Here is a 22120-nt window from a genome sequence, read left to right as displayed (position 1 = left end):
GTGCAGATGCAAGACAGCCATACATTAAATGTAAAACGCAGACAGTTATTAAAACTTTCGGGCGCTCTGGCCGGCGGCGTCGCGCTGGCGGGACTGAGCCGCAGCGCCCTGGCCGATGCGCAGCCGTCGTCCTCGGCCGGCTTTACCACACCGACGGCCGAACATCCTATCCGCATCAATTTCAATGAAAATGCGCTCGGCATGTCGCCGCGGGCGCAGGCGGCGGCGCGCGACGCCGTGGTCAAGGCCAACCGCTACGCCAAAGAGGAAATTATCGCGCTGCGCAGCCAGCTGGCCGGCCGTTATCAACTGCCAGACGAGTCCATTCTGCTGACCGCCGGCTCTTCGGAGGGCATTCGCGCCGCTATCGAGGCTTACGCCACATTGGATACACAGCTGGTGATCCCGGCGCTGACCTACGGCGACGGCGAGCACTTCGCCGCCATCGCCGGGATGAAAATCACCAAAGTGCCAATGCTGGACGGCTGGCAGTTCGATATCAACGGGCTGAAACAGGCGGTTGCCAACCACGCCGGCCCGTCGCTGGTGTATCTGGTCAACCCGAACAATCCCACCGCCACCATCACGCCGGCCGACCTGATCGAACCCTGGATCGCCAGCAAACCGGCCAATACGGTGTTTATTGTTGATGAAGCCTATGCCGAATTCGTCAACGACCCGCGCTTCCGCTCGGTCGGCCCGCTGCTGAAACAGGGCGCCGACAACGTGATCCTGCTGAAAACCTTCTCCAAAATCTACGCCATGGCCGGCATGCGCGTGGGATACGCCGTGGCGCAACCGGCGCTGATCGCCCGCCTGGCCAATCACGTGGCCGGCGAAAAGATCAATTTTTGCGGCGTGGACGCCGCTCTGGCTTCGCTGCACGATGAGGCCTTCGTCACCTACAGCAAGAAAAGCAATGATACTTCGCGGCAGATATTGCTGAAGACGCTGGACGAATTAGGCCTCGACTATTTACCGTCGGAAGCCAATTTCGTGTTCTTTAAGCTCACCACGCCACTCACCGCCTTCCAGCAGCAAATGAAACAGGCAGGCATTCTGGTGGGACGTGCTTTCCCGCCGGCCGATGACTGGTGCCGCATCTCGCTGGGAACGCCGCAGGAAATGACCTTTGTCGCCCACACCCTGAAGCAGTTCCGCAGCCAGAAGCAGCTGTAGCCGTCCGTCGCCCCGCTGCTGCGGGGCTATCGCCCAGCGTTGACCGTTCTTTACCCTGCGCGTACGCATTAGCCACTATACTCAGGACTCTTTCGCTTTTTATAAGGACTTCAGGATGTTAAAACTTTCCCGTTGCGCCCTGCTGGCGGGCGCGCTGTTGCCCTGCGCCGTCGGCGCCGCTGAAAACCCGCAATATGGCGTCGAACTGCAAGGTTTTCACTACCCTTATCCGCTGCAAAAATTCAGTTTCCGCTCACAGGGTCAGACCTTAAACATGGGTTATATGGACGTCGCGCCCGACGGCGACGCCAACGGGCAGACCGTGGTGCTGATGCACGGTAAAAACTTCTGCGGCGCCACCTGGGAAGATACCATCAAGGCGCTGAGCAAGGCCGGTTACCGGGTGATCGCCCCGGATCAAATCGGTTTCTGCAGCTCCAGCAAGCCGCCGCATTACCAATACAGCTTCCAGCAGTTGGCGCAAAACACCCACGATCTGCTGAAAAAACTCAAGATCACCTCAGCGACGCTGGTCGGCCACTCGACCGGCGGTATGCTGGCCACGCGCTATGCGCTGATGTATCCGCAGCAAACGCGGCAACTGGTGATGGTCAACCCGATCGGCCTTGAGGACTGGAAGGCGAAAGGCGTGCCCTGGCGCAGCGTCGATCAATGGTTTGAGCGCGAGCTGAAAACCAGCGCCGCCGGCATTAAACAGTATGAACAGAAAACCTACTACGGCGGCCGCTGGCAGCCGCAGTATGACCGCTGGGTCGATATGCTGGCCGGGCTGAACAACGGCCCCGGCAAACGGCTGGTGGCGTGGAACTCGGCGCTGATCTACGACATGATCTATACCCAGCCGGTCTATTACGAATTTAAAAACCTGCAGATGCCGACCACCCTGCTGATCGGCACCGACGATACCACGGCGATCGGCAGCGACATTGCCCCGCCGGCGGTCAAGGCGCAGATTGGCGACTATCACCAATTGGGCAAGCAGGTGGCGAAGCTGATCCCACAGGCGACGCTGGTCGAGTTCCCGGGTCTGGGCCATGCGCCGCAAATGGAACAGCCGGAGAAATTCCACCAGGCGCTGCTGAAGGCGCTGCGCTCACGGGGGTGAATTGGCAGAGTCGGCGTCAGCGCTCTACCCTTAAAAGGTAATAATCAACCGAGGGTAGCATTATGCGACGGATTATCGTTGGCGCCTTTCTCAGCCTGGACGGGGGGATGCAGGCGCCGGGCGCGCCGGAAGAAGATCGCGCCGGCGGGTTTCGCTACGGCGGCTGGACGGTGCCCTACTGGGACGACCAGATCGCCGCCGCCATGGGCGATCTGTTCTCCCGCCCGTTCGACCTGCTGCTGGGGCGCAGAACCTATGACATTTTCGCCGCGCACTGGCCCTATGTGGAAAGCGACCCTGCGGCCGGCAGTTTCGATCAAATCAGTTACGATGCGGCGCGCTTGTTCAATCAGGCGACCAAATACGTTGCTACCCATCACAGCGACACGCTCTGCTGGCAGAACAGCCACTCTCTGGGCCAGAATGTGCCGGCGGCGCTGAATGCGCTGAAGGCCGAAGACGGGCCGGATTTAATCGTGCAGGGCAGCGGCGAACTGGTACAGCAGCTGTTGTCCTACGATTTGGTGGATGAACTGCGGCTGCTGATTTATCCGGTACTGCTGGGAGACGGTAAACGGTTGTTCGCCGAGGGGCTGACGGCGATGGCCTTTACGCTGGAAAAAGCGCTCAGTACCCCCAGCGGCGTGGTAATTGCGCACTATCAGCGCGGCGGGGAAATCGAGCTGGGCACCTTCGCACTGGAACATGCCCGCGAGCCGGAACACCCCTGGTAAAATTGGTTATGGCAGAAGCTTTAGTTTCTGCAGCAATGAGTCGGCATGCCTGCGCTTAAAGGGCGCAGGGCACCTCATCTCAGGCAATCAACAGCCCCAGCAGCGCGCCGCCGGCCAGTACCCACAGCGGATGCAGCCGTTTGTGCATACTCAGCAGCGTGGCGACGCCAATCAGCAACGCCAGACGCCAGTTGCTGGCCGATGCCTCGGCGATCAACGCGCCGCTGGCGGCGACCAGCCCCACCGTTACCGGCACCAGCCCGGCCTGCACGTAGCGCCGCCACGGCCGATCCTTGAAACGCTTCCACACCTGCATCACCAGTAAGGTGACCAGCGACGACGGCACAAACTTGGCCAGCGAGGACACCAGCAACCCTGCCCAGCCGGCGACGTGCCAGCCGATCAGCGGCACCACCATCATATTCGGCCCCGGCGCCGCCTGTGCCATAGCGAACAACGCACTGAACTCCTGCGCACTCATCCACTGATGCACCTCAACCACCTGTCGCTGCATCTCCGGCAGAATGGTGATGCCGCCGCCGAACGCCATCAGAGAAAGCTCGCTAAAGATGACCGCTAACGCGATAAGCACTGGAATCATAACCATTTTCTCCAGGCCAGCAAAATGCTGAGCGGCGCCAGCGTCAACATGGTCGGCAACAGCGGCAGACGCAGCCAGGCGATCGCAAGCAGACACAGCGCGGCGACCGCCAGCGCCAGCCAGCGGCCACGCAGCGGCTGCAACATTTTTAACGCGGTCGCCAACAGCAGCCCGGCGGCGGCGGCGGCCAGCCCGGCGAACAGATGCTGAATATGAGCGTCGTTCTGAAAACGCGCATAGACCGCGCCCAAGACAACCACAATTGCCGTCGGCGCGCAAATCAGCCCCAGCAGCGCGCTGCAGGCGCCGCGCAGGCCGCGAAACTCCATACCAACCGCCACCGACAGGTTAATCACATTGCCGCCGGGCAAAAACTGGCACAGGCCGAGCAGATCGGTAAACTGCTCGCCGCTCAACCAGCGCCGCTCTTCAACCAGCATCCGCCGCGCCAGCGGCAGCACGCCGCCGAAGCCGATCAACCCCAGCATTAAAAACCCCTGAAACAGCGCCCAGTTGCCGGGAACCACCGTTTCTGTTGATACCTTCACCATGTTCGTCTCAGCCATGACGCCTCTCACTTGCCGTTTGATGGCTGGTATGATGCGCGCACGCATGCCATGATGTCTAATGCATTTCCTGGATACAAACCATACCTTGAGGGTATTGATATGATTGAACTGCGCCGGCTGAAAGCCTTTGTCACCGTGGTTGAGGAAGGCAATATTACCCGCGCCGCCGAACGGCTGTGCATTCAGCAACCGCCGCTCAGCCGCCTGCTGCAGGGATTGGAGGAGGAACTGGGCGTGCAACTGCTGCAGCGCCTGCCGCGCGGCGTGCGCGCCACCGACGCCGGCGATGTGTTGCTCCGTGAGGCGCGGGCGCTGCTGGCACGCGCCGCAACGCTGGGGGATGCGGTACGCCGCGCCGCCCGCGGTGAACAGGGGCATATCGCCATCGGCTTTACCAGCTCGGCGGCGCTGCACCCGTTCGTGCCCAACCTGCTGCGCCGCTACCGCGAAATCCTGCCGGACGTCGCCACACAGTTGGAAGAGGCCGGCAGCGGGGAGTTGATGGATGCGTTGGTTGACGAGCGGCTTGACGCGGCCTTTGTGCGTTCGCCGGTCAGTGAAATTCCCGGTTTAAGTATTGAACCGGTGCTGCGCGAAAGTATGCTGATCGCCCTGCCGGTCGGCCACCGGCTGGCTGACAATGCCCAGACGCCGCTGCCGCTGACGGCGCTGGCCCATGAAGCATTTATTCTTTACCGCCGCCCGGCGGGACAGGGGCTGTACGACGCCATCCTTGCCGCCTGTTACCGCGCCGGCTTCAGCCCGCGCATCGTGCAGGAGGCCCCGCGCCTGCCGGCGACGCTCAGCCTGGTCGGTGCCGGCCTGGGGCTGTCAATCGTGCCGGCGTCGATGCGCCGCCTTGGCGGCGACGGCATCGTTTATCGCGCCATCCGCGATGCGGATGACCTGGCCGCGCCGCTGTATCTGGCGCTGCGCGGCAACCGACACTCACCCATCGTCAGCCGTTTTCGCGAACTGGTCAGCGAAGCGGTGGCCGCAGAAAAGTAGCCTGCTTATTATTAATCGTGGGGCGTTTGCTCAAAACCTCGCCCCGTTCCCCCTATTTTCTCCACATTTGCTCGGCAGACTCATGACGGTATCTGTTAATCGTTTTAGTCAAAAGTCACGGTGTCATGTCATTGTTTAATTCTCTTTCCCGCCGGCTGATAGCCGTCGCAGCCGCCTGCGTCATGCTGTCCACAGTCTCTATTGCACAGGCTTCCGCCCCGCTCGCTCTGCACTCCCGCGCCGCTCTGGTGGTCAATGCCAAGACCGGCAAGACGCTGTATCAGAAACAGGCCAACCGACGTATGCCGATTGCCTCACTGAGTAAACTGATGACCGCCATGGTGGTGCTGGATAATAAACGCCCGCTGGGCAATAAAATAAAGGTGACCCGCGCCGACCGTGATTTACTGAAGAAAACCCACTCGCGTCTGACCGTCGGCTCCGTCCTCAGCCGACGCGATATGCTGCATATTGCGCTGATGTCGTCGGAAAACCGCGCGGCGGCGGCGCTGAGCCGTTACTATCCCGGCGGGCGTCCGGCATTCGTCGCCCGGATGAACCGCAAGGCGCGCCAGATCGGTATGAAAAACACCCGTTTCCGCGATCCGACCGGGCTGACGCCGCGCAATGTCTCCACCGCGCGCGATCTGCTGAAAATGGTGAAGCACGCCTACCGCTATCAGACCATTCGCGCCTTCAGCACCGATAAGCAGCAGATTGTGCACCCCGGCCGCGGCCAACTGGTGTACCGCAGTTCCAACGGTCTGATTAACAATCATGCCTGGGATATCCGGCTGCAAAAAACCGGCTACACCAACGAGGCCGGCCACTGTCTGGTGGTGCGCACGGTCATTAAGGGCCAGCCGATCGTGATGATTTTGCTGGGTTCACAGCAGCGCTATGGCCACTACAGTGACGCCATCCGCCTGAAGAACTGGCTAGAATCCTGACCCCGAACGGCCGCGTCACGCGCGGCCGTTGCCGATGTTTTCTGCTGTCGCCCCACTCCCCGCTATCTTGCTATCGCTTATTGCCGCGCACGGCGCGATAATCAACCGTAAACTCTTTTTCGGTTAAGGAAGCGCCCATGCCACAGTTTTCCTCTTTGTCGCCTGCGCCGATCGATGTGATCAGCATTCAGTCACAGGTCATTTACGGCAGCGTCGGCAACGGCATTGCCTACCGCACTCTGCTGGCCAAGGGGTTACAGGCGCTGCAGGTGCCGACGGTGTTATTCGGCTGTCCGCCCTATTATGGCCCGCCGCACGGCGGCGTGATCCCCGACGACTGGTTCGGCGGCTTTCTCGACGATCTGCTGGCGCGCGGTGTGGCCCAGCGGGCGCGTGCGGTCATTGTCGGCTATCTGGGTAATGACAGCCAATGTCAACTGCTGGCGAACTGGCTGCGGCGCGTCAGAGAACTCAATCCGCAGGTGTTGATCGTGATTGACCCGGTGATGGGCGATTACGGCGAAGGGGTTTACGTCAACCAGCGGCTGGTCGACAGCTACCGGTCACCATTCCTGCAACTGGCCGACGGGCTGACGCCCAACGGCTTTGAGCTGGAGCAGATCTGCGGTGAAACGCTGACCAGCCCGGAACAGACCATACGCGCCGCGCGGGCGCTGCTGAATGATGTCACCCGCTGGGTGCTGGTAACCAGCGTCCCCGACCAGCGGGCCGATCCACAGGAGATCGGTCTGCTGTGGGTTACCGCCGAGGAAGCCAGATCCATCAGCCATCGCAAAATTGACGCCAACGTCAAAGGCACCGGCGATATGTTTACCGCGCTGCTGGTCAGCCGGCTGCTGGCCGGCGAACCAGCGGAGAACGCCGTTTATCACGCGATTGAAGAGGTATGTGCCGCTCTGACGGAGGCGGCTCGTTACGGTTGGGGAGAAATTGGCCGTCTGTCGGCGTCAGAATAAAGCAGGCCGGCGCGGCACGCCGCGCCGCTCAACGTTTTTTCTTTTTGTTGAAGTCCAGATCGAATGCATACACCGCGCTTTGTAATTTGCGCATTGTGGCAGGACTGACATCGGTAAAACGGCAGGAAAGGCGGGAAAAATGCCGGTTATCCTCTTCATCTTCCGGGCTGACGTCGTGATCGTCGGAGATCGCCAGCAGTTCCATATTCACTTTGAAGGTGCCGTAACTGTCCAGGTTCAGCTGGACTTTGTGGAACATAAAGCCGGGGTGCAGAAACGACGGAACCTCGCCGTCCAGGCGCAGGCCGACGCCGCCCACGGAAATATCATGGATGCGCAATTGCAGAGGCGAACCGTCGGGGCAATCGCCGTGACAATAGAAATCGCGCCAGTAAGGCGTAGTAATCCGCGGCTGACGGCGACGTTGAATGTACCTCAGTTCTTTCGGCAGTTGGGCAGAAAATGCCTCGTTTTCCTGATGACGTATCCGCTCGGCGCTATCGACCAAAAACTCGATTTTGGCGTCATAGCCTTCAATCACCACCTGCAGCTGACCGCCGGTGCACTGCTGACAATCGCTGCAGTCAAAGACGATATTGCCGGCGCCCACGCTTAATAGCTGGCTGTAAAAGAATTGTTGCTGTTGATTAGCGATGCGCATCGGCGTGCGCTGCTTGTAGATATCTCGCAAAATGGCCAGAACTTCAAAACGCTCTTGCTTGATAAACAGTCCGTTATTGAGCTGCTCCACTCGTCTCTCCTGACTTTTTCACTCATACTTACAAATTCCTTACGCTTATCATTACTGCGAATAATCTTAAAGTCAAATTTACATATTTTTACATCTAAACAAAGAAATATCTGCTAGTTACGTATTTACGGGTGAGGCAGCGGCAGGCGAAGCAACGCGTGCCCCTGACTATTCTTTTGTCAGGAGCAGCGTAAACGGCAGGATAACGGGTTAAGGCGTGATGCGCTGGCGGTGCTCGTCTGCACCCTGCGTCGGCTGATGGATGGCGATATAGCGCTGATAGCGGGCCGGTTTGAGTCTGGACAGATCGACCAGCACCAGCCCGTCGATACAGTTATTAAAGGCCGGATCGGTGCCAAAATCGATAAACTGTACGCCGCCCGGCTCGCACAGCTCGCTGTACTGTTTGTAAAGCGTCGGAATCGAACAACCCAGGTTATTCAGCAGGCTTTTCAGCCGAACCAGATCGCCCTGATAGTCATCGCCGGCAAACTGCGCCAGCACCTGCGGCAGCGAAGCAGGATAAGGCTGACGCGACTGGGCCAGCGGATTGTCAGAGGCAAAATAGAGCCGGTAAAAGGCAATCAGCAGATCCCGCGCCGCAACAGGCATGCCACCGGAGATCGACACCGGCCCGAACAGATAGCGATATTGCGGGTATTTGGCCAGATAAGCACCAATGCCCAGCCACAGATAGTCCAGCCCGCGTTTGCCCCAATAGGTCGGCTGAATAAAGCTGCGGCCCAACTCAATGCCCTGCGCCAGTATCGGCATCATATCGCGGTCATAATCAAACAGGCTGTTGCTGTAGATGCCCGCCAGCCCTTTGCGTTCCAGCTGTTCGCCGGTGGGAATAAAGCGGTAGGCGCCGACGATATCCAGCGCCTCTTCATCCCACAGCACCAGGTGATAATAGTCGTCGTCGTAGCTGTCCAGATCGCGGCGGCGGCCGGAGCCTTCCCCCACCGCGCGGAATGCAATCTCCCGCAGGCGCCCCAATTCCCGCAGGATTGGCGAGCGCGCATCATCCTGCCGCCGATAGAGGAAAATCGCTTTGCCATCGGGAGTTTTTCCCAGTTGTTCACAGGCTTTCAGCGCTTTTTTCAGTTCCTGGCGGTCTTCCGGCAAGGCAATGGGCGACTCGCTGGCAAACAGGCCGCTTTTCCCCTGACCCAGGCGGTACACATGGCGGCGAAAACGTTCGGCCAGATCGCGGGCGCTGGTGTGGCCGTCGTGCCAGCTGTTAAACGGAATCCGCCCGCCGATACGCATTTTGATGCGGCCGCCGCGCTGCTGGAACATTTCGCGCACCAGCAGCAGCGTCGACAAAGGGCGATACGCCAGCGAGGCGAGATAAAACAGACTGCTGTTGCGGGCGCTGATATGAATCGGCACGATTGGCGCCCGTGCTTTGGCCGCCAGCCGCAGAAAGCCGGTATGCCAGTGGCCGTCGCGGATCCCCTGCGGGCTGATGCGCGATACCTCTCCGGCCGGGAACATAATCAGCACGCCCTGCCGTTCCAACTGCTGCTGCATGGCCTGGATCTGCTGACGGCTGGTCTTGTACGCCACATTGTCGACCGGGACAAACAGGCTGCTCAGCGGCTCGATATAGCTCAGCACCTGGCTGGCGACCACTTTCACATCCTGACGCACCGCCGCCACGGCGCGCAGCAGCGCCAGGCCGTCCAGCGAGCCTATCGGATGATTAGCCACCAGCACCACCGGCCCCTGGCTCGGGATATTCTCCAGATCGCCGTCCACCAGTTCACAGCTGAGGTTGAAGTAGTCCACCACCTGCTCAACCAGGTCAAGCCCGCGCAGATGCGGATAGTCGGCGGCAAACTGTTTGAATTCTTTTTCGAAGAGCAGATTTCTCAGCAGGCTACGCTGCCAGGCGGGGGGATTGCGATGCGGAAAAGCGTCTTGCAGCAAAGTGTCCAAGCTAAACATCGTGTTATCTCCTTGGCCTAGTCGCAGCAAAGTTAAGCCAGCGGTATGACTGCGACATGTCAGAAAGATGACGAAAAAATTAAACCTCCCGCCCCGCCGCACGTCCCGGGCGGTGAAAAAGGCATCAGGCTTTATTGAGCATAGTCCGGCTTTGAGCCTGATTCAAAAATACGCGCGCAACCCTGCTAATACCTTGTGGGTAATGTGCAGGTTAATGTCCGAAAGCCGCCATCGCCGCGCGTGGTTTCATGTAATAATCGGCCCATCAGTGAAGAGGAGTGAACGTATGCAGACATTTTTAATTGACCGGATGCCTACGCCGATAGGTGAACTGGTGCTGATTGCCGATGAGCAAGGTCAGCTGCGCGCCGTCGACTGGAGCGACTATTACGACAAGCTGATCAAGCTGCTGAATACCCATTACCGCCGCGGCGGTTTCCAACTACAGGAACAGCGTGACCCCGGCGGTCTGAGCAGCCTGATGCAGCGCTACTTTGCCGGCGAGCTGGAGGTCATCAACAATATCCCGGTCATGACCGCCGGCAGTGAATTCCAGCGTACCGTCTGGCGGCAGCTTCGCCGCATCCCCTGCGGGGAAACCATCACCTACGGCGAGCTGGCAAAACGTATCGGACGACCGACCGCCTCACGCGCCGTCGGCATGGCGAACGGCTCCAATCCCGTCAGCATCGTGGTGCCCTGCCATCGGGTGATTGGCTCCCAGAGCGCGCTGACCGGCTATGCCGGCGGCGTGGCGCGCAAACAGTGGCTGCTGAAACACGAAGGCTTTTTACCAAAAGATTTGCTGTAGCGTTTTTAAAGCCGCGCACCGGCCCGTGTGCGGCTTTTCATTTCAAATCATATAGTTTGCTCGCGAACAGCATAAAAGCACAGCGAAATGATTAAATATCGCACACTATGCCCCTATTCTTCCTATTGATACCCTTATAACCTGCCGCAAAAGATGTTAAAATTGACGCATATCAATTATTGCGTGAGCGTAATCTATGATCCCTGAAAAACGCGTGATCCGTCGTATCCAGTCCGGTGGTTGTGCGATCCACTGTCAGGACTGCAGCATCAGCCAGCTGTGCATCCCTTTCACCCTCAATGCCCATGAGCTTGACCAGCTCGACAACATCATTGAAAGGAAAAAGCCGATCCAAAAGGGTCAAACGCTGTTCAAAGCTGGTGATGAACTGAAGTCCCTGTATGCCATCCGTTCAGGAACCATCAAGAGCTACACCATTACCGAACAAGGCGACGAGCAGATTACCGGCTTCCATCTGGCCGGCGATCTGGTCGGCTTTGACGCCATCGGCTCGCTGAAGCATCCGAGCTTTGCCCAGGCGCTGGAAACTTCGATGGTCTGCGAAATCCCGTTCGAAACGCTGGACGATCTGGCCGGTAAAATGCCGAATCTGCGCCAGCAGATCATGCGCCTGATGAGCGGCGAGATCAAAGGCGATCAGGACATGATCCTGTTGCTGTCGAAAAAGAACGCGGAAGAGCGTCTGGCGGCGTTTGTCTATAATCTGTCGCGCCGCTTTGCCGAACGCGGTTTCTCGCAGCGCGAGTTCCGCCTGACCATGACGCGCGGCGATATCGGCAACTACCTCGGTCTGACGGTAGAAACCATCAGCCGCCTGCTGGGCCGCTTCCAGAAAAACGAAATTCTCAGCGTCAAAGGCAAATACATTACCATCGAGAATGCGGATGCCCTGTCGCAACTGGCCGGCACCCCGCGCATCAGCGTCGCTGCCGTCTGATACCATCGCCGGATCAATAATTTCTAATTATTGATCCGGCTCATCCTCTCTCCGCTGTTCTGTTTTTCAATGTTGGGTTACTCTGTAAATTAACAGACTGTTGATTTCAGCTGTAAGGAGGCCCTAATGGCGATGTATCAGAATCTTCTGGTGGCTATTGACCCCAACCAGGATGACCAGCCGGCGCTGCGCCGGGCGGTATACCTGGTCAAGCGGAATGGCGGGCGCATCAAGGCCTTCCTTCCTATCTATGACTTCTCTTACGAAATGACCACCCTGCTGTCGCCGGATGAACGTACGGCAATGCGCCAGGGCGTTATCAGTCAGCGTGCCGCATGGATCAAGGAACAGTGTCGCTTTTATCTGGAAGATGGCGTGCCCATCGAAATCAAAGTGGTCTGGCACAACCGTCCGTTTGAGGCCATTATTCAAGAGGTGCTGAACGGACAGCATGATTTACTACTGAAAATGGCGCATCAGCATGACCGGCTGGAATCGGTAATCTTTACCCCGACCGACTGGCATCTGCTGCGTAAGTGTCCGTGTCCGGTGTGGATGGTGAAAGACCAACCCTGGCCGGAAGGCGGCAAGGCGCTGGTGGCGGTCAACCTGTCCAGCGAAGAGCCGTACCACGACCCGCTCAATATCCGTCTGGTGCAGGAAACCGTCGAACTGGCGGAAAACGTTAACCAAACGGAAGTCCATCTGGTCGGCGCCTACCCGGTTACGCCGATCAATATCGCCATCGAGCTTCCCGATTTTGACCCCAGCGTTTACAACGACGCCATTCGCGGCCAGCATCTGATCGCGATGAAGGCGCTACGCCAGAAATTTGGCATCAATGAAGAGTTTACCCACGTCGAGAAAGGTCTGCCGGAAGAAGTGATTCCGGATCTGGCCGAGCACCTGCAGGCCGGCGTGGTGGTGCTGGGCACCCTGGGGCGCACCGGTATCTCCGCCGCCTTTATCGGCAACACCGCTGAACATGTGATCGACCATCTGAAATGCGACCTGTTGGTGATCAAGCCGGAAGACTTCAACTGCCCGATTGAGGCCGATGAAGATGATGAGCATGACGATGAGGACTAGAGCAACACGCCAGTCATAAACAAAACAGGGCCCCGCGGGGCCCTGTTGACGTCTGGCTGAGAATTACAGCTCGATAACGTCGAAGCGCACGTCCGGGTTGACGTCCGCATCGTAGTCCACGCCTTCCAGACCGAAGCCGAACAGGCGCAGGAACTCCTGCTTGTAACCGGTGTAGTCGGTCAGCTCGCTCAGGTTTTCCGAAGTGATGGACGGCCACAGGTCGCGACAGGCCTGCTGCACGTCGTCACGCAGTTCCCAATCGTCCATACGGATGCGCTGATGGTCGTCCAGCGCCTTGTCGTCGCCGTACAGACGGGTGCGCATCAGGCGGTAGACCTGCTCCATGCAGCCTTCGTGGATGCCTTTCTCTTTCATGATTTTGAAAGCCATGGAGATATACAGCGGCATCACCGGAATGGCGGAGGAAGCCTGGGTCACCACGGACTTCAGCACCGCTACGTGTGCAGTGCCGCCTTTAGCGGACAGATCGCCGCGGATAGCGGTCGCTGCGCGGTCCAGATCTTCTTTTGCCCGGCCGAGCGTACCGTGCCAGTAGATTGGCCAGGTCAAGTCGGTGCCGATATAGGAGTAAGCCACGGATTTCGCGCCTTCCGCCAGAACGCCGGCGCCTTCCAGCGCGGACATCCACAGTTCCCAGTCCTGACCGCCCATCACGGTGATGGTGTTTTCAATTTCTTCTTCCGTCGCCGGTTCAACGGTGGCGGAGACGATCTGATCCTTGTTGGTGTCAATCGCCGTGGTGGTGTACACCTCGCCGATTGGCTTCAGCGCAGAACGCACCACTTCGCCGGTTTCCGGCATTTTACGCACCGGAGAAGCCAGCGAGTAAACCACCAGATCGATCTGGCCGAGGTCCTGTTTGATCAGTTCGATCACTTTTTCGCGGCATTCGTTGGAAAACGCATCGCCATTGATGCTTTTCGCGTACAGGCCTTCTTCTTTGGCAGCCTTGTCGAACGCGGCGGAGTTATACCAGCCGGCAGTTGCGGGCTTGGTTTCGGTGCCGGCTTTTTCGAAGAACACGCCGATAGTGGCCGCGCCGCTACCGAAAGCCGCAGCGATACGGGAGGCCAGACCATAACCGGTGGAGGCGCCGATAACCAATACGCGTTTCGGGCCATCAGCGATAGCGCCCTGCTGTTTGGTATAGGCAATCTGACGACGAACATTGGCTTCACAACCCACCGGATGAGTGGTGGTGCAGATAAAGCCGCGAACCTTAGGTTTGATAATCATATTGGGTCTAGGATCCGTTAAATGGATGAAATCGGGACATAAGATACCGCATTACGCCCCTTAATTGTGATCTGATGTGTTGGATTGCACAAATTATGGCCCATCTGACGTCAAATTCCGCATTTTTTACCCGTCCGCACGCCGGGATTGTCCTGATGAACGCCGGCGACATGCCGCCTGGCGGGCTTCAGTCGTCCGGCAAGGCCCAGTGCGGGTTCCACACCACTTCCCATAGATGCCCGTCCGGGTCGCGAAAGTAGCCGGCATAGCCGCCATAAAACGTCCCCTGCGCAGATTTGACGATCCCGGCCCCGGCGCGCTGCGCCGCCGTCATGATGGCATCAACCTCCGCCCGGCTGGCGACGTTGTGCCCGATGGAAAAGGCGGTCGAACTAATGGGCGTTTTCGCCAGTCCGGTGTCGTGCGCCAGGTCGTCCTGCGCCCAGATGGCAAGTTTGACCCCGCCGGATAGTTCGAAGAACGCCACCGCGCCGTGTTCAAACTCACGGCCGATAATACCGTCGGTCGGCAGGCCCAGACCGTCACGATAAAAGGCCAGGGATTTTTCCAGATCGGCAACGGCCAGCGTCAGCACGGAAATTCTCGCTTTCATCATTCACCTCAGGCAGCTTGTCGGTGACATTGTCACTCAACGGCGCGCGTAATACGCGCTCCCCTTCATGCACTGTTGCTGAACTACTCAGCATAGGCGGCCAGGCGGTTGACCGCAAAAAAATGCCGGCCACGTAACGTGACCGGCATTGCAGTTTTCATCATGCCGACGCCCGACGATTACAACGCGTTTTTAATCGCATCCACGCTGGCTTTGGCGTCGCCGAACAGCATCTGGCTGTTTTCTTTAAAGAACAGCGGATTCTGCACGCCGGCGTAGCCGGTATTCATCGAGCGTTTAAACACGATAACGTTCTGCGCCTTCCACACTTCCAATACCGGCATGCCGGCAATTGGGCTGCGCGGATCTTCCAGCGCCGCCGGGTTAACGGTGTCGTTGGCGCCGATCACCAACACGGTGTCGGTATCGGCGAAGTCGTCGTTGATCTCGTCCATTTCCAGCACCACATCGTACGGCACCTTGGCTTCCGCCAGCAGCACGTTCATATGGCCCGGCAGACGGCCGGCGACCGGGTGAATGCCGAAGCGCACGTTAATGCCGCGGGCGCGCAGTTTCTCGGTGATTTCCGCCACCGGATACTGCGCCTGCGCCACCGCCATCCCATAGCCCGGCGTAATGATCACCGAGCTGGAATTACGCAGCAGTTCAGCCACCTCTTCCGCCGTAGTTTCCCGGTATTCGCCCATCTCTTCCGCCTCGCCGGTAGACGAACCGTCGGTGCCGAAACCGCCAGCAATCACGCTGATAAACGAACGGTTCATCGCCTTACACATAATGTAAGACAGGATGGCGCCGGAGGAGCCGACCAGCGCGCCGGTCACGATCAGCAGATCGTTGCTCAGCATAAAGCCGGCCGCCGCCGCCGCCCAACCGGAATAGGAGTTGAGCATTGACACCACTACCGGCATATCCGCCCCGCCGATCGAGGCCACCAGATGCCAGCCGAACGCCAGCGCGATCGCCGTCATTACCAGCAGTGCAAACACCTGCAGCCCTACGCTGTCGCTGGAAACGAACATCACCATCAGCAGGAAAGAGACCACCAGCGCCGCCAGGTTCAGTTTATGGCGGTTCGGCAGCATCAGCGGCTTGGAGGAAATTTTGCCGCGCAGCTTGCCGAATGCCACGATGGAACCGGTAAAGGTCACCGCGCCGATAAAGATGCCGAGGAACACTTCGCTCAGATGGATATTCTCCATCACCGGCTCCATCGGCGCGCCATGGTCCAGATAGCTGTTAAAACCGACCAGCACCGCCGCCAGGCCGACGAAGCTGTGCAGCATCGCCACCAGCTCCGGCATTTCGGTCATTTCCACCTTCTTCGCCAGATAAACGCCGATCGATCCGCCGATAATCATCGCGATAATGATCCAACCCACGTTGCCGGCGTCCGGCCCGAGGATGGTGGCAATCAGCGCAATCGCCATCCCGGCGATGCCGAAGCGGTTGCCCAGCTTGGAGGTTTCATGACGCGACAGCCCCGCAAGACTCAAGATAAATAAAATAGCGGCAACAATGTATGCTGCTGTAACTAATCCACCAGACATTGGTTACCCCTTATTTACGGAACATCTTCAGCATGCGCTGAGTGACGGTGAATCCGCCAAAAATATTGATGCTGGCAATCAGCACGGCGATAAAGGAGAGGAAACTCACCCAGCCGCCGTGGCCAATCTGCAACAGGGCGCCAACCACAATAATGCCTGAAATCGCATTGGTGACCGACATCAACGGCGTATGCAGCGCGTGGCTGACGTTCCACACCACGTAGTAACCAACCACGCAGGCCAGCGCAAACACGGTGAAGTGCGACAGGAACTCTTTCGGCGCGGCGTCCGCCAGCCAGCCGAACAGCACCACGGCCAGCGCCATCAGGCCATACTTCAGCCACGGCGAAATCGGTTTTTTCTCCTCTTTGGCCGGCGGTTCCACGGCCTGCGCCTGCGGTTTCGGCTGGGCGGAAACCTGAATCGGCGGTGCCGGCCAGGTGATATCGCCGTCGCGCACCACCGTCACGCCGCGGATCACGCTGTCTTCAAAGTCGATATCCAGCTCGCCGTTTTTCTCCTTCGCCAGCAGCTTCAGCAGGTTGACCAGGTTGGTGCCGTACAGCTGAGAGGACTGGGTCGGCAGGCGGCTCGGCAGATCGGTATAGCCGATGATTTTCACCCCGTTGTCGCTGGTGATGATGCGATCGGCGACGGTCAGTTCGCAGTTGCCGCCGGTTTGCGCCGCCAGATCGACAACCACGCTGCCCGGCTTCATGCTGGCGACCATCTCTTTGGTAATCAGCTTCGGAGCCGGCTTGCCCGGAATCAGCGCGGTGGTGACGATAATATCCACCTCTTCCGCCTGCGCGGCAAACAGCGCCATCTCCGCCTTGATAAAGGCTTCGGACATCACCTTGGCATAGCCGTCACCGCTGCCCGCCTCTTCCTCGAAGTCCAGCTCCAGGAACTCCGCGCCCATGCTCTGCACCTGCTCCTTCACTTCCGGGCGGGTGTCAAAGGCGCGGACGATCGCTCCCAGACTGCCGGCAGCGCCGATAGCCGCCAGACCGGCGACGCCGGCGCCGATAATCATCACTTTCGCCGGCGGCACTTTACCGGCGGCGGTGATCTGCCCGGTGAAGAAGCGGCCAAATTCGTGCGCGGCCTCTACGATGGCGCGGTAGCCGGCGATATTGGCCATCGAGCTCAGCGCATCCATCGACTGCGCGCGCGAAATACGCGGCACAGAATCCATCGCCAGCGTGGTAATACGCCGCGCCGCCAGTTTTTCCATCAGCTCAGGGTTCTGCGCCGGCCAGATAAAGCTGACCAGCGTGCTCCCCTCGCGCATCAGGGCAATTTCCTCTTCCTGCGGCGCGTTGACCTTCAGGATCAGATCCGACTGCCACACCTCTGCGGCGTCGGCCACCGTCGCGCCTGCCTGTTGATAAGCGACATCTTCAAAGCTTGCCAGTTTGCCCGCATCGTGCTCGATAGCGACGCTGAAACCCAGTTTCAGCAGTTGCTCCACCGTTTTCGGCGTAGCTGCGACGCGCGCTTCATTGGCCAACCGTTCTTTAGGTATACCAATACGCATAATATTCCCTTCCGGATTATGATCTTATTATCTTCCAACCCCATAGTGATAACGCCGTCCATTGACCCGTTGCCGAAGCGTGCCGGCGGATAAATGGCGGCGTTACCTATAACCTACTGAAAATAGGATCGATGATCTACGTTTGCTTAACCCATCGGATGAGTTTTTACATAAAAATGCATGCAGCGACATGACAGAGCGCAATTTTCTCTGAAAAAAATAACCAAAGTCCTAATGAAAACAGGCAGTTTTCTTACCGTGAGCCATCAGCGCAGGCACAGTACTCTGCGGCAATGCGGCATAAAAGTTATAAAAATGTGAATAAACAATGCTTATTCAAACAAAACCTTTATTATGGATGCTTATATCCGAAGACGATGAAAAAGAACGCCACGCCATTAACAGATTTGTCTCAGGCGATGACATAAAATGCTGAGACACCTGCCAAGATTACATGTAATAATCAATGGCTGAATAACACCTCAACAGTTCAGCACGTTATAAACGTTAATGCGCTAGGCGAAAGGATTTTTTATGAAGCTGAAGAACACGATCATCGCATCAGCCTTGTTATCACTTACCGCGCTGTCCGCTCATGCTGCGCAAGAGTTAACGCCTGAGAAAGCGGCGGCTATCAAGCCATTTGATCGCATCACCATCACCGGCCGTTTCAACGCCATCAACGAAGCCGCCACCGCCGTCTCTCGCCGCGCCGATAAACTGGGCGCAGACGCTTTCTATATTCAAGATATTAATAATAGTAACAATGGCGGCAACTGGCGCGTAACGGCGGACATCTACCACAGCGACGCGCCGGAAGTAGAGAAGAGCAACTATCGCGTATTCAACGGCGTGAAAGAGCTGCCGAAAGACAAGGCCTACCAGTTAGAGCCGTATGATACCGTCAGCGTCAGCGGTTTCTTCCGCAGCCAGCCGGACGTCAACGACGCCATCTCCAAGCAGGCGAAGAAAAAAGGCGCCGATTCCTTCTTTATCGTCCGTCAGGTTGACGCTAACAAGGGCGGCAACCAATACGTCACCGCTTACGTCTATAAAGCCGATGCGCCAAAACGCATCGTGCAGAGCCCGAACGCGATCCCGGCCGACTCCGAAGCCGGTAAAGCCGCGCTGGCCGCCGGCGGTGCCGCCGCGGCGAAGGTAGAGATCCCGGGCGTCGCCTCTTCCGGCTCACCAAGCCGTGAAGTCGGCCGCTTCTTCGAAACGCAGTCGTCAACCGGCAAGCGTTACACTGTCACCCTGGCCGACGGCACCAAAATCCAGGAAGTAAACAATGTGACCGCCGCGCAAATGCAGCCGTTTGACTCCGTGACCTTTACCGGCCACTTCAACAGCATGACCGACGTCTCCACCGAAGTGGCGAAGCGTGCGGCCGCCAAAGGCGCCAAGTACTATCACGTCACCCGCCAGTGGCAGAACAAGAGCGGCGGCAACCTGACCGTCAGCGCCGATCTGTTCAAATAAACCGCGTTTTACCCCTTCCGACGGGCAGCCCTGGCGCTGCCCGTTTTTCTTTCCGTCACGACTGAATAATTTTTTAACCGTTCCGCATATTCAATCATTGCATCCCGCTGCGTCCGTCCGTAGAATCTGCGCCGTTTTTCAGGGCTAATTGTCTAAACGCACGGTGATCGTCACCCTGTTTTTACTGCTCAATCGGCGCTCTCCAGCTGTTTATTCTGTATTCGGGATCCTTCATTGGAAAAAAAATTAGGTCTACTCGCATTAACCGCTCTGGTGCTCAGTTCCATGCTCGGCGCCGGCGTGTTCAGCCTGCCGCAAAATATGGCGGAAGTCGCCAGCCCGGCGGCCCTGCTGATCGGCTGGGGCATTACCGGCGTCGGCATTCTGTTCCTGGCCTTCGCCATGCTGCTGCTGACCCGGCTGCGTCCCGATCTGGATGGCGGTATCTTTACGTATGCCAAAGAAGGCTTCGGCGAGCTGGTCGGCTTCTGCTCCGCCTGGGGCTATTGGCTGTGCGCGGTGATTGCCAATGTCTCTTATCTGGTGATCGTCTTCGCCGCGCTGAGCATTTTCACCGACCGCGGCGGCGCGGTGATCTTCGGCGACGGCAACACCTGGCAGGCGCTGGTGGGGGAATCCATTCTGCTGTGGGTGGTGCATGCGCTGGTGCTGCGCGGCGTGCAGACCGCCGCCAGCATCAACCTGGCCGCCACGCTGGCTAAGCTGCTGCCGCTCGGGTTGTTTGCCGTGCTGGCGGTGATCGCCTTTAAGATGGACGTATTCACCCTCGACTTTACCGGCGTGGCGCTCGGCAAACCGGTGTGGGAGCAGGTAAAAAACACCATGCTGATCACTCTTTGGGTATTTATCGGCGTGGAAGGCGCGGTGGTAGTATCGGCACGGGCGCGCAACAAGAAGGATGTCGGGCTGGCCACCATGTTGGCAGTGGTGTCCGCGCTGGCGGTATACCTGCTGGTGACGCTGCTGGCGCTCGGCGTGGTGCCGCGCAGCGAACTGGCGCAGATGCGCAACCCGTCCATGGCGGTGATGATGGTCGATCTTCTCGGCCCGTGGGGCGATGTGATTATCGCCGTCGGCCTGATTATCTCGGTATGCGGCGCCTACTTGAGTTGGACCATTATGGCGGCCGAAGTACCGCTGCTGGCCGCGCAGCACGGCGCCTTTCCGAAAGTGTTCCGCCGGCAGAATAAAAACCACGCCCCGTCCGCCTCGCTGTGGCTGACCAACGGCGCGGTGCAGATTGCGCTGGTGCTGATCTGGTTTACCAGCAGCAACTATAACTCGCTGCTGACCATCGCCTCGGAAATGATTCTGGTGCCCTATTTCCTGGTCGGCGCCTTCCTGTTCAAAGTGGCGCGGCAGCGCAATGACAAACGCCTGATCGTGGCGGCAAGCGGCGCCTGCCTGTATGGCATCTGGCTGCTGTATGCCTCAGGGCTGATGCATCTGCTGATGTCGGTGCTGCTGTACGCGCCGGGGTTGCTGGTGTTTATCTATGCCCGTCGCGGCCATGATGACGTGAAATTGCTGAACAAGCTGGAAAGAAGCAGCATTCTGCTGCTGCTGTTGGCCACCGTGCCGGCCGGCTGGTTTATGCTGCAGTAATGAGTGAGGACGGCCGGGTGAAAACACCCGGTCATTTTTCCTGCGTGCTGATGGTGATGCGCTCACCCACCTGCGTTAATACCACGTTTGTCGCACACTCCTGCTGAATCGCCGCCAGTTGAGCTTTATCCAGCGCATAAGGCAGCAGAATATCAAATACCGCCAACCCCTGCTGTTGCCCAAGATCGATCAGACGCACAATATTGGTTTCATCGCTGACCTGGGTGGACACCACCTGCAAAGCCAACTCTTTTAACTGTTCTGTACGCGTTTGCGTGGATACCACGCGTGATTTCAGCACCATGCCAAAAATAGGCATAACGCCGTATATTGCATCAATAAAGCGCCAGTGCTTCTTGCACGATGCAGACAGAAATTCCATGTAGTCAAAGCAGATTGTTTCACTGCGCGCGACGGATGCAAGGTGACCGTTACTCATCCCCTCAGTTCCTCTTTTGGCCAGCGTATACCTGTCGCCCTGGATATTTAGGGTATATTACATCCTGAAATGGATAATCGATGCGAAGCTATAACGATTTTACGCCGTATAATGGCATAATTCCCCTATTGTTTGCCAGCCTGTTCAGGAGCTTTAATCGATGGAACCCTATGACTCTGCGCCGGTAGTGATCACCGGCGGCGCCCGCCGCATCGGCCTGGCGCTGGCCAAATCGCTGCTGCAGCGCCAGGTGCCGGTAATCGTCGCCTACCGCAGTGACTATCCGGCGCTCGCCGAACTCAAATCGCTGGGCGCCACCTGCATTCAAGCCGACTTCTCCACCCATGACGGCATCTACCAGTTTGCCGCGCAGGTGCGGGAAACCACGCCTAAACTGCGGGCGCTGGTGCATAACGCCAGCGCCTGGCAGGCCGAATCGCCACAGACGCCGCCGGAGCAGGTGATGGCGTCGATGCTGCAAATCCACGTTTACACCCCTTACCTGCTGAATCAGCTGCTGGAGCCCTGCCTGCGCGGTCAGGGACAGGCCGGCGCCGATATTATCCACCTGACGGATTACGTGGTGGAGAAAGGCAGCGATAAGCATATCGCCTACGCCGCCAGCAAGGCGGCGCTGGATAATATGACCCGCTCGTTCGCCCGCAAGCTGGCGCCGGAGGTGAAGGTCAACGCCATTGCGCCGGCGCTGATTATCTTTAACCCCGGCGACGATGAAGCCTATCGCCAGCAGGCGCTGCAAAAATCGTTGATGAAAGTCGCCCCCGGCGAAAGCGAAGTGGTCGAACTGGTGCATTACCTGCTCGGCAGCCGCTATGTAACCGGCCGCACCCACGGCGTCGACGGCGGCCGTCCGCTGCGCTGATCGTTG

The 22120-nt window shown here is 58.4% G+C and carries 21 protein-coding genes; 12 read left to right on the top strand and 9 right to left on the bottom strand.

Annotation, left to right across the window (positions count from 1 at the left end; translation table 11 throughout):
• Positions 1-6: 6 nt before the first annotated feature.
• From CLM71_RS11385 to CLM71_RS11375, 3 genes are all read left to right on the top strand, one after another.
• Complete coding sequence (locus CLM71_RS11385; RefSeq protein WP_105231097.1) at positions 7-1179, top strand: histidinol-phosphate transaminase; 1173 nt, start codon at positions 7-9, stop codon at positions 1177-1179.
• 115 nt (positions 1180-1294) lie between these two features.
• Positions 1295-2305 carry an alpha/beta fold hydrolase gene (locus CLM71_RS11380; protein ID WP_105231096.1) on the top strand — a complete coding sequence of 337 codons (1011 nt, stop codon included), beginning with the start codon at positions 1295-1297 and terminating at the stop codon, positions 2303-2305.
• 62 nt (positions 2306-2367) lie between these two features.
• The gene (locus tag CLM71_RS11375; RefSeq protein ID WP_105231095.1) at positions 2368-3039 is read left to right on the top strand and encodes a dihydrofolate reductase family protein; all 672 of its coding nucleotides are present in this window, start codon (positions 2368-2370) and stop codon (positions 3037-3039) included.
• A gap of 79 nt (positions 3040-3118) precedes the next feature.
• On the opposite strand, the gene CLM71_RS11370 is transcribed toward CLM71_RS11375, so the two are convergent.
• Complete coding sequence (locus tag CLM71_RS11370; protein ID WP_105231094.1) at positions 3119-3640, bottom strand: chromate transporter; 522 nt, start codon at positions 3638-3640, stop codon at positions 3119-3121.
• Positions 3637-4206, bottom strand: a complete 570-nt coding sequence (locus tag CLM71_RS11365) for a chromate transporter (RefSeq protein ID WP_105231093.1) — start codon at positions 4204-4206, stop codon at positions 3637-3639. Before CLM71_RS11365 ends, CLM71_RS11370 begins: the two co-directional genes overlap by 4 nt.
• A gap of 96 nt (positions 4207-4302) precedes the next feature.
• On the opposite strand from CLM71_RS11365, the gene CLM71_RS11360 reads away from it, so the two are divergent.
• The 3 genes from CLM71_RS11360 (at position 4303) to pdxY (ending at position 7144) form a co-directional block, all read left to right on the top strand.
• On the top strand, positions 4303-5217 hold the full coding sequence (locus CLM71_RS11360) for a LysR family transcriptional regulator (RefSeq protein ID WP_105233332.1): 915 nt from the start codon (positions 4303-4305) through the stop codon (positions 5215-5217).
• A 182-nt stretch (positions 5218-5399) separates the two neighbouring features.
• Entirely contained in the window at positions 5400-6167 is a 768-nt protein-coding gene (gene pbpG / locus CLM71_RS11355; protein WP_232251680.1) for a D-alanyl-D-alanine endopeptidase, read from the top strand.
• A gap of 137 nt (positions 6168-6304) precedes the next feature.
• On the top strand, positions 6305-7144 hold the full coding sequence (gene pdxY / locus CLM71_RS11350) for a pyridoxal kinase (protein WP_105231091.1): 840 nt from the start codon (positions 6305-6307) through the stop codon (positions 7142-7144).
• A 28-nt stretch (positions 7145-7172) separates the two neighbouring features.
• Here the strand turns inward: pdxY and CLM71_RS11345 are convergent, their stop codons facing one another.
• Together CLM71_RS11345 and CLM71_RS11340 are read right to left on the bottom strand one after the other, a co-directional pair.
• Positions 7173-7895 (bottom strand): flagellar brake protein, encoded by a 723-nt coding sequence (locus CLM71_RS11345; RefSeq protein WP_105231090.1) that lies wholly within the window; start codon positions 7893-7895, stop codon positions 7173-7175.
• A gap of 210 nt (positions 7896-8105) precedes the next feature.
• Positions 8106-9848, bottom strand: coding sequence for a lysophospholipid acyltransferase family protein (locus tag CLM71_RS11340; protein WP_105231089.1), 1743 nt, complete (start codon positions 9846-9848; stop codon positions 8106-8108).
• 286 nt (positions 9849-10134) lie between these two features.
• Here CLM71_RS11340 and ogt point away from each other — a divergent pair, with 286 nt between their 5' ends.
• From ogt to uspE, 3 genes are all read left to right on the top strand, one after another.
• Positions 10135-10659: a methylated-DNA--[protein]-cysteine S-methyltransferase gene (gene ogt, locus CLM71_RS11335; protein ID WP_105231088.1), complete on the top strand. Its 525-nt coding sequence runs from the start codon at positions 10135-10137 to the stop codon at positions 10657-10659.
• 196 nt (positions 10660-10855) lie between these two features.
• Positions 10856-11617 carry an FNR family transcription factor gene (locus tag CLM71_RS11330; RefSeq protein ID WP_105231087.1) on the top strand — a complete coding sequence of 254 codons (762 nt, stop codon included), beginning with the start codon at positions 10856-10858 and terminating at the stop codon, positions 11615-11617.
• 126 nt (positions 11618-11743) lie between these two features.
• Positions 11744-12706: a universal stress protein UspE gene (uspE, locus tag CLM71_RS11325; RefSeq protein WP_105231086.1), complete on the top strand. Its 963-nt coding sequence runs from the start codon at positions 11744-11746 to the stop codon at positions 12704-12706.
• Between the two features lie 63 nt (positions 12707-12769).
• Here uspE and fabV read toward each other — a convergent pair whose 3' ends face one another.
• The 4 genes from fabV to pntA all read right to left on the bottom strand — a co-directional run bounded on the left by fabV (position 12770) and on the right by pntA (position 17684).
• Positions 12770-13963 (bottom strand): enoyl-ACP reductase FabV, encoded by a 1194-nt coding sequence (fabV, locus tag CLM71_RS11320; protein ID WP_105231085.1) that lies wholly within the window; start codon positions 13961-13963, stop codon positions 12770-12772.
• A gap of 187 nt (positions 13964-14150) precedes the next feature.
• On the bottom strand, positions 14151-14579 hold the full coding sequence (locus CLM71_RS11315) for a VOC family protein (protein WP_197710659.1): 429 nt from the start codon (positions 14577-14579) through the stop codon (positions 14151-14153).
• Positions 14580-14755: 176 nt separating this feature from the next.
• A complete protein-coding gene (gene pntB, locus CLM71_RS11310; protein WP_054305037.1) occupies positions 14756-16144 on the bottom strand; it encodes a Re/Si-specific NAD(P)(+) transhydrogenase subunit beta in 1389 nt (462 codons plus the stop codon).
• 10 nt (positions 16145-16154) lie between these two features.
• The gene (pntA, locus tag CLM71_RS11305) at positions 16155-17684 is read right to left on the bottom strand and encodes a Re/Si-specific NAD(P)(+) transhydrogenase subunit alpha (RefSeq protein ID WP_105231083.1); all 1530 of its coding nucleotides are present in this window, start codon (positions 17682-17684) and stop codon (positions 16155-16157) included.
• A gap of 534 nt (positions 17685-18218) precedes the next feature.
• Between pntA and ydgH the strand changes: the two genes are divergently transcribed.
• A complete protein-coding gene (gene ydgH / locus CLM71_RS11300; RefSeq protein ID WP_105231082.1) occupies positions 18219-19166 on the top strand; it encodes a DUF1471 family protein YdgH in 948 nt (315 codons plus the stop codon).
• A 234-nt stretch (positions 19167-19400) separates the two neighbouring features.
• Positions 19401-20792: an amino acid permease gene (locus tag CLM71_RS11295; protein WP_105231081.1), complete on the top strand. Its 1392-nt coding sequence runs from the start codon at positions 19401-19403 to the stop codon at positions 20790-20792.
• 31 nt (positions 20793-20823) lie between these two features.
• Here CLM71_RS11295 and CLM71_RS11290 read toward each other — a convergent pair whose 3' ends face one another.
• A complete protein-coding gene (locus tag CLM71_RS11290) occupies positions 20824-21231 on the bottom strand; it encodes a hypothetical protein (protein ID WP_105231080.1) in 408 nt (135 codons plus the stop codon).
• 160 nt (positions 21232-21391) lie between these two features.
• Between CLM71_RS11290 and folM the strand changes: the two genes are divergently transcribed.
• Positions 21392-22114 (top strand): dihydromonapterin reductase, encoded by a 723-nt coding sequence (gene folM / locus CLM71_RS11285; protein WP_105231079.1) that lies wholly within the window; start codon positions 21392-21394, stop codon positions 22112-22114.
• Positions 22115-22120 lie beyond the last annotated feature (6 nt).

Source organism: Serratia sp. MYb239 (genome assembly GCF_002966855.1).
In the GTDB taxonomy this organism is placed as follows: domain Bacteria; phylum Pseudomonadota; class Gammaproteobacteria; order Enterobacterales; family Enterobacteriaceae; genus Serratia_B; species Serratia_B rhizosphaerae.
Note: the sequence above shows the minus strand (reverse complement) of the source record. Positions and strands in the feature narration are given on the sequence as shown.

Coding starts and splice junctions, on each gene's coding strand:
- pntB (WP_054305037.1), bottom strand. CDS start 16,144: ATGTCTGGTGGATTAGTTACAGCAGCATACATTGTTGCCGCTATTTTA.
- folM (WP_105231079.1), top strand. CDS start 21,392: ATGGAACCCTATGACTCTGCGCCGGTAGTGATCACCGGCGGCGCCCGC.
- ydgH (WP_105231082.1), top strand. CDS start 18,219: ATGAAGCTGAAGAACACGATCATCGCATCAGCCTTGTTATCACTTACC.
- pdxY (WP_105231091.1), top strand. CDS start 6,305: ATGCCACAGTTTTCCTCTTTGTCGCCTGCGCCGATCGATGTGATCAGC.
- CLM71_RS11290 (WP_105231080.1), bottom strand. CDS start 21,231: ATGAGTAACGGTCACCTTGCATCCGTCGCGCGCAGTGAAACAATCTGC.
- CLM71_RS11375 (WP_105231095.1), top strand. CDS start 2,368: ATGCGACGGATTATCGTTGGCGCCTTTCTCAGCCTGGACGGGGGGATG.
- CLM71_RS11380 (WP_105231096.1), top strand. CDS start 1,295: ATGTTAAAACTTTCCCGTTGCGCCCTGCTGGCGGGCGCGCTGTTGCCC.
- CLM71_RS11340 (WP_105231089.1), bottom strand. CDS start 9,848: ATGTTTAGCTTGGACACTTTGCTGCAAGACGCTTTTCCGCATCGCAAT.
- CLM71_RS11365 (WP_105231093.1), bottom strand. CDS start 4,206: ATGGCTGAGACGAACATGGTGAAGGTATCAACAGAAACGGTGGTTCCC.
- CLM71_RS11370 (WP_105231094.1), bottom strand. CDS start 3,640: ATGATTCCAGTGCTTATCGCGTTAGCGGTCATCTTTAGCGAGCTTTCT.
- pntA (WP_105231083.1), bottom strand. CDS start 17,684: ATGCGTATTGGTATACCTAAAGAACGGTTGGCCAATGAAGCGCGCGTC.
- CLM71_RS11315 (WP_197710659.1), bottom strand. CDS start 14,579: ATGATGAAAGCGAGAATTTCCGTGCTGACGCTGGCCGTTGCCGATCTG.
- fabV (WP_105231085.1), bottom strand. CDS start 13,963: ATGATTATCAAACCTAAGGTTCGCGGCTTTATCTGCACCACCACTCAT.
- pbpG (WP_232251680.1), top strand. CDS start 5,400: ATGCTGTCCACAGTCTCTATTGCACAGGCTTCCGCCCCGCTCGCTCTG.
- CLM71_RS11330 (WP_105231087.1), top strand. CDS start 10,856: ATGATCCCTGAAAAACGCGTGATCCGTCGTATCCAGTCCGGTGGTTGT.
- ogt (WP_105231088.1), top strand. CDS start 10,135: ATGCAGACATTTTTAATTGACCGGATGCCTACGCCGATAGGTGAACTG.
- CLM71_RS11385 (WP_105231097.1), top strand. CDS start 7: ATGCAAGACAGCCATACATTAAATGTAAAACGCAGACAGTTATTAAAA.
- uspE (WP_105231086.1), top strand. CDS start 11,744: ATGGCGATGTATCAGAATCTTCTGGTGGCTATTGACCCCAACCAGGAT.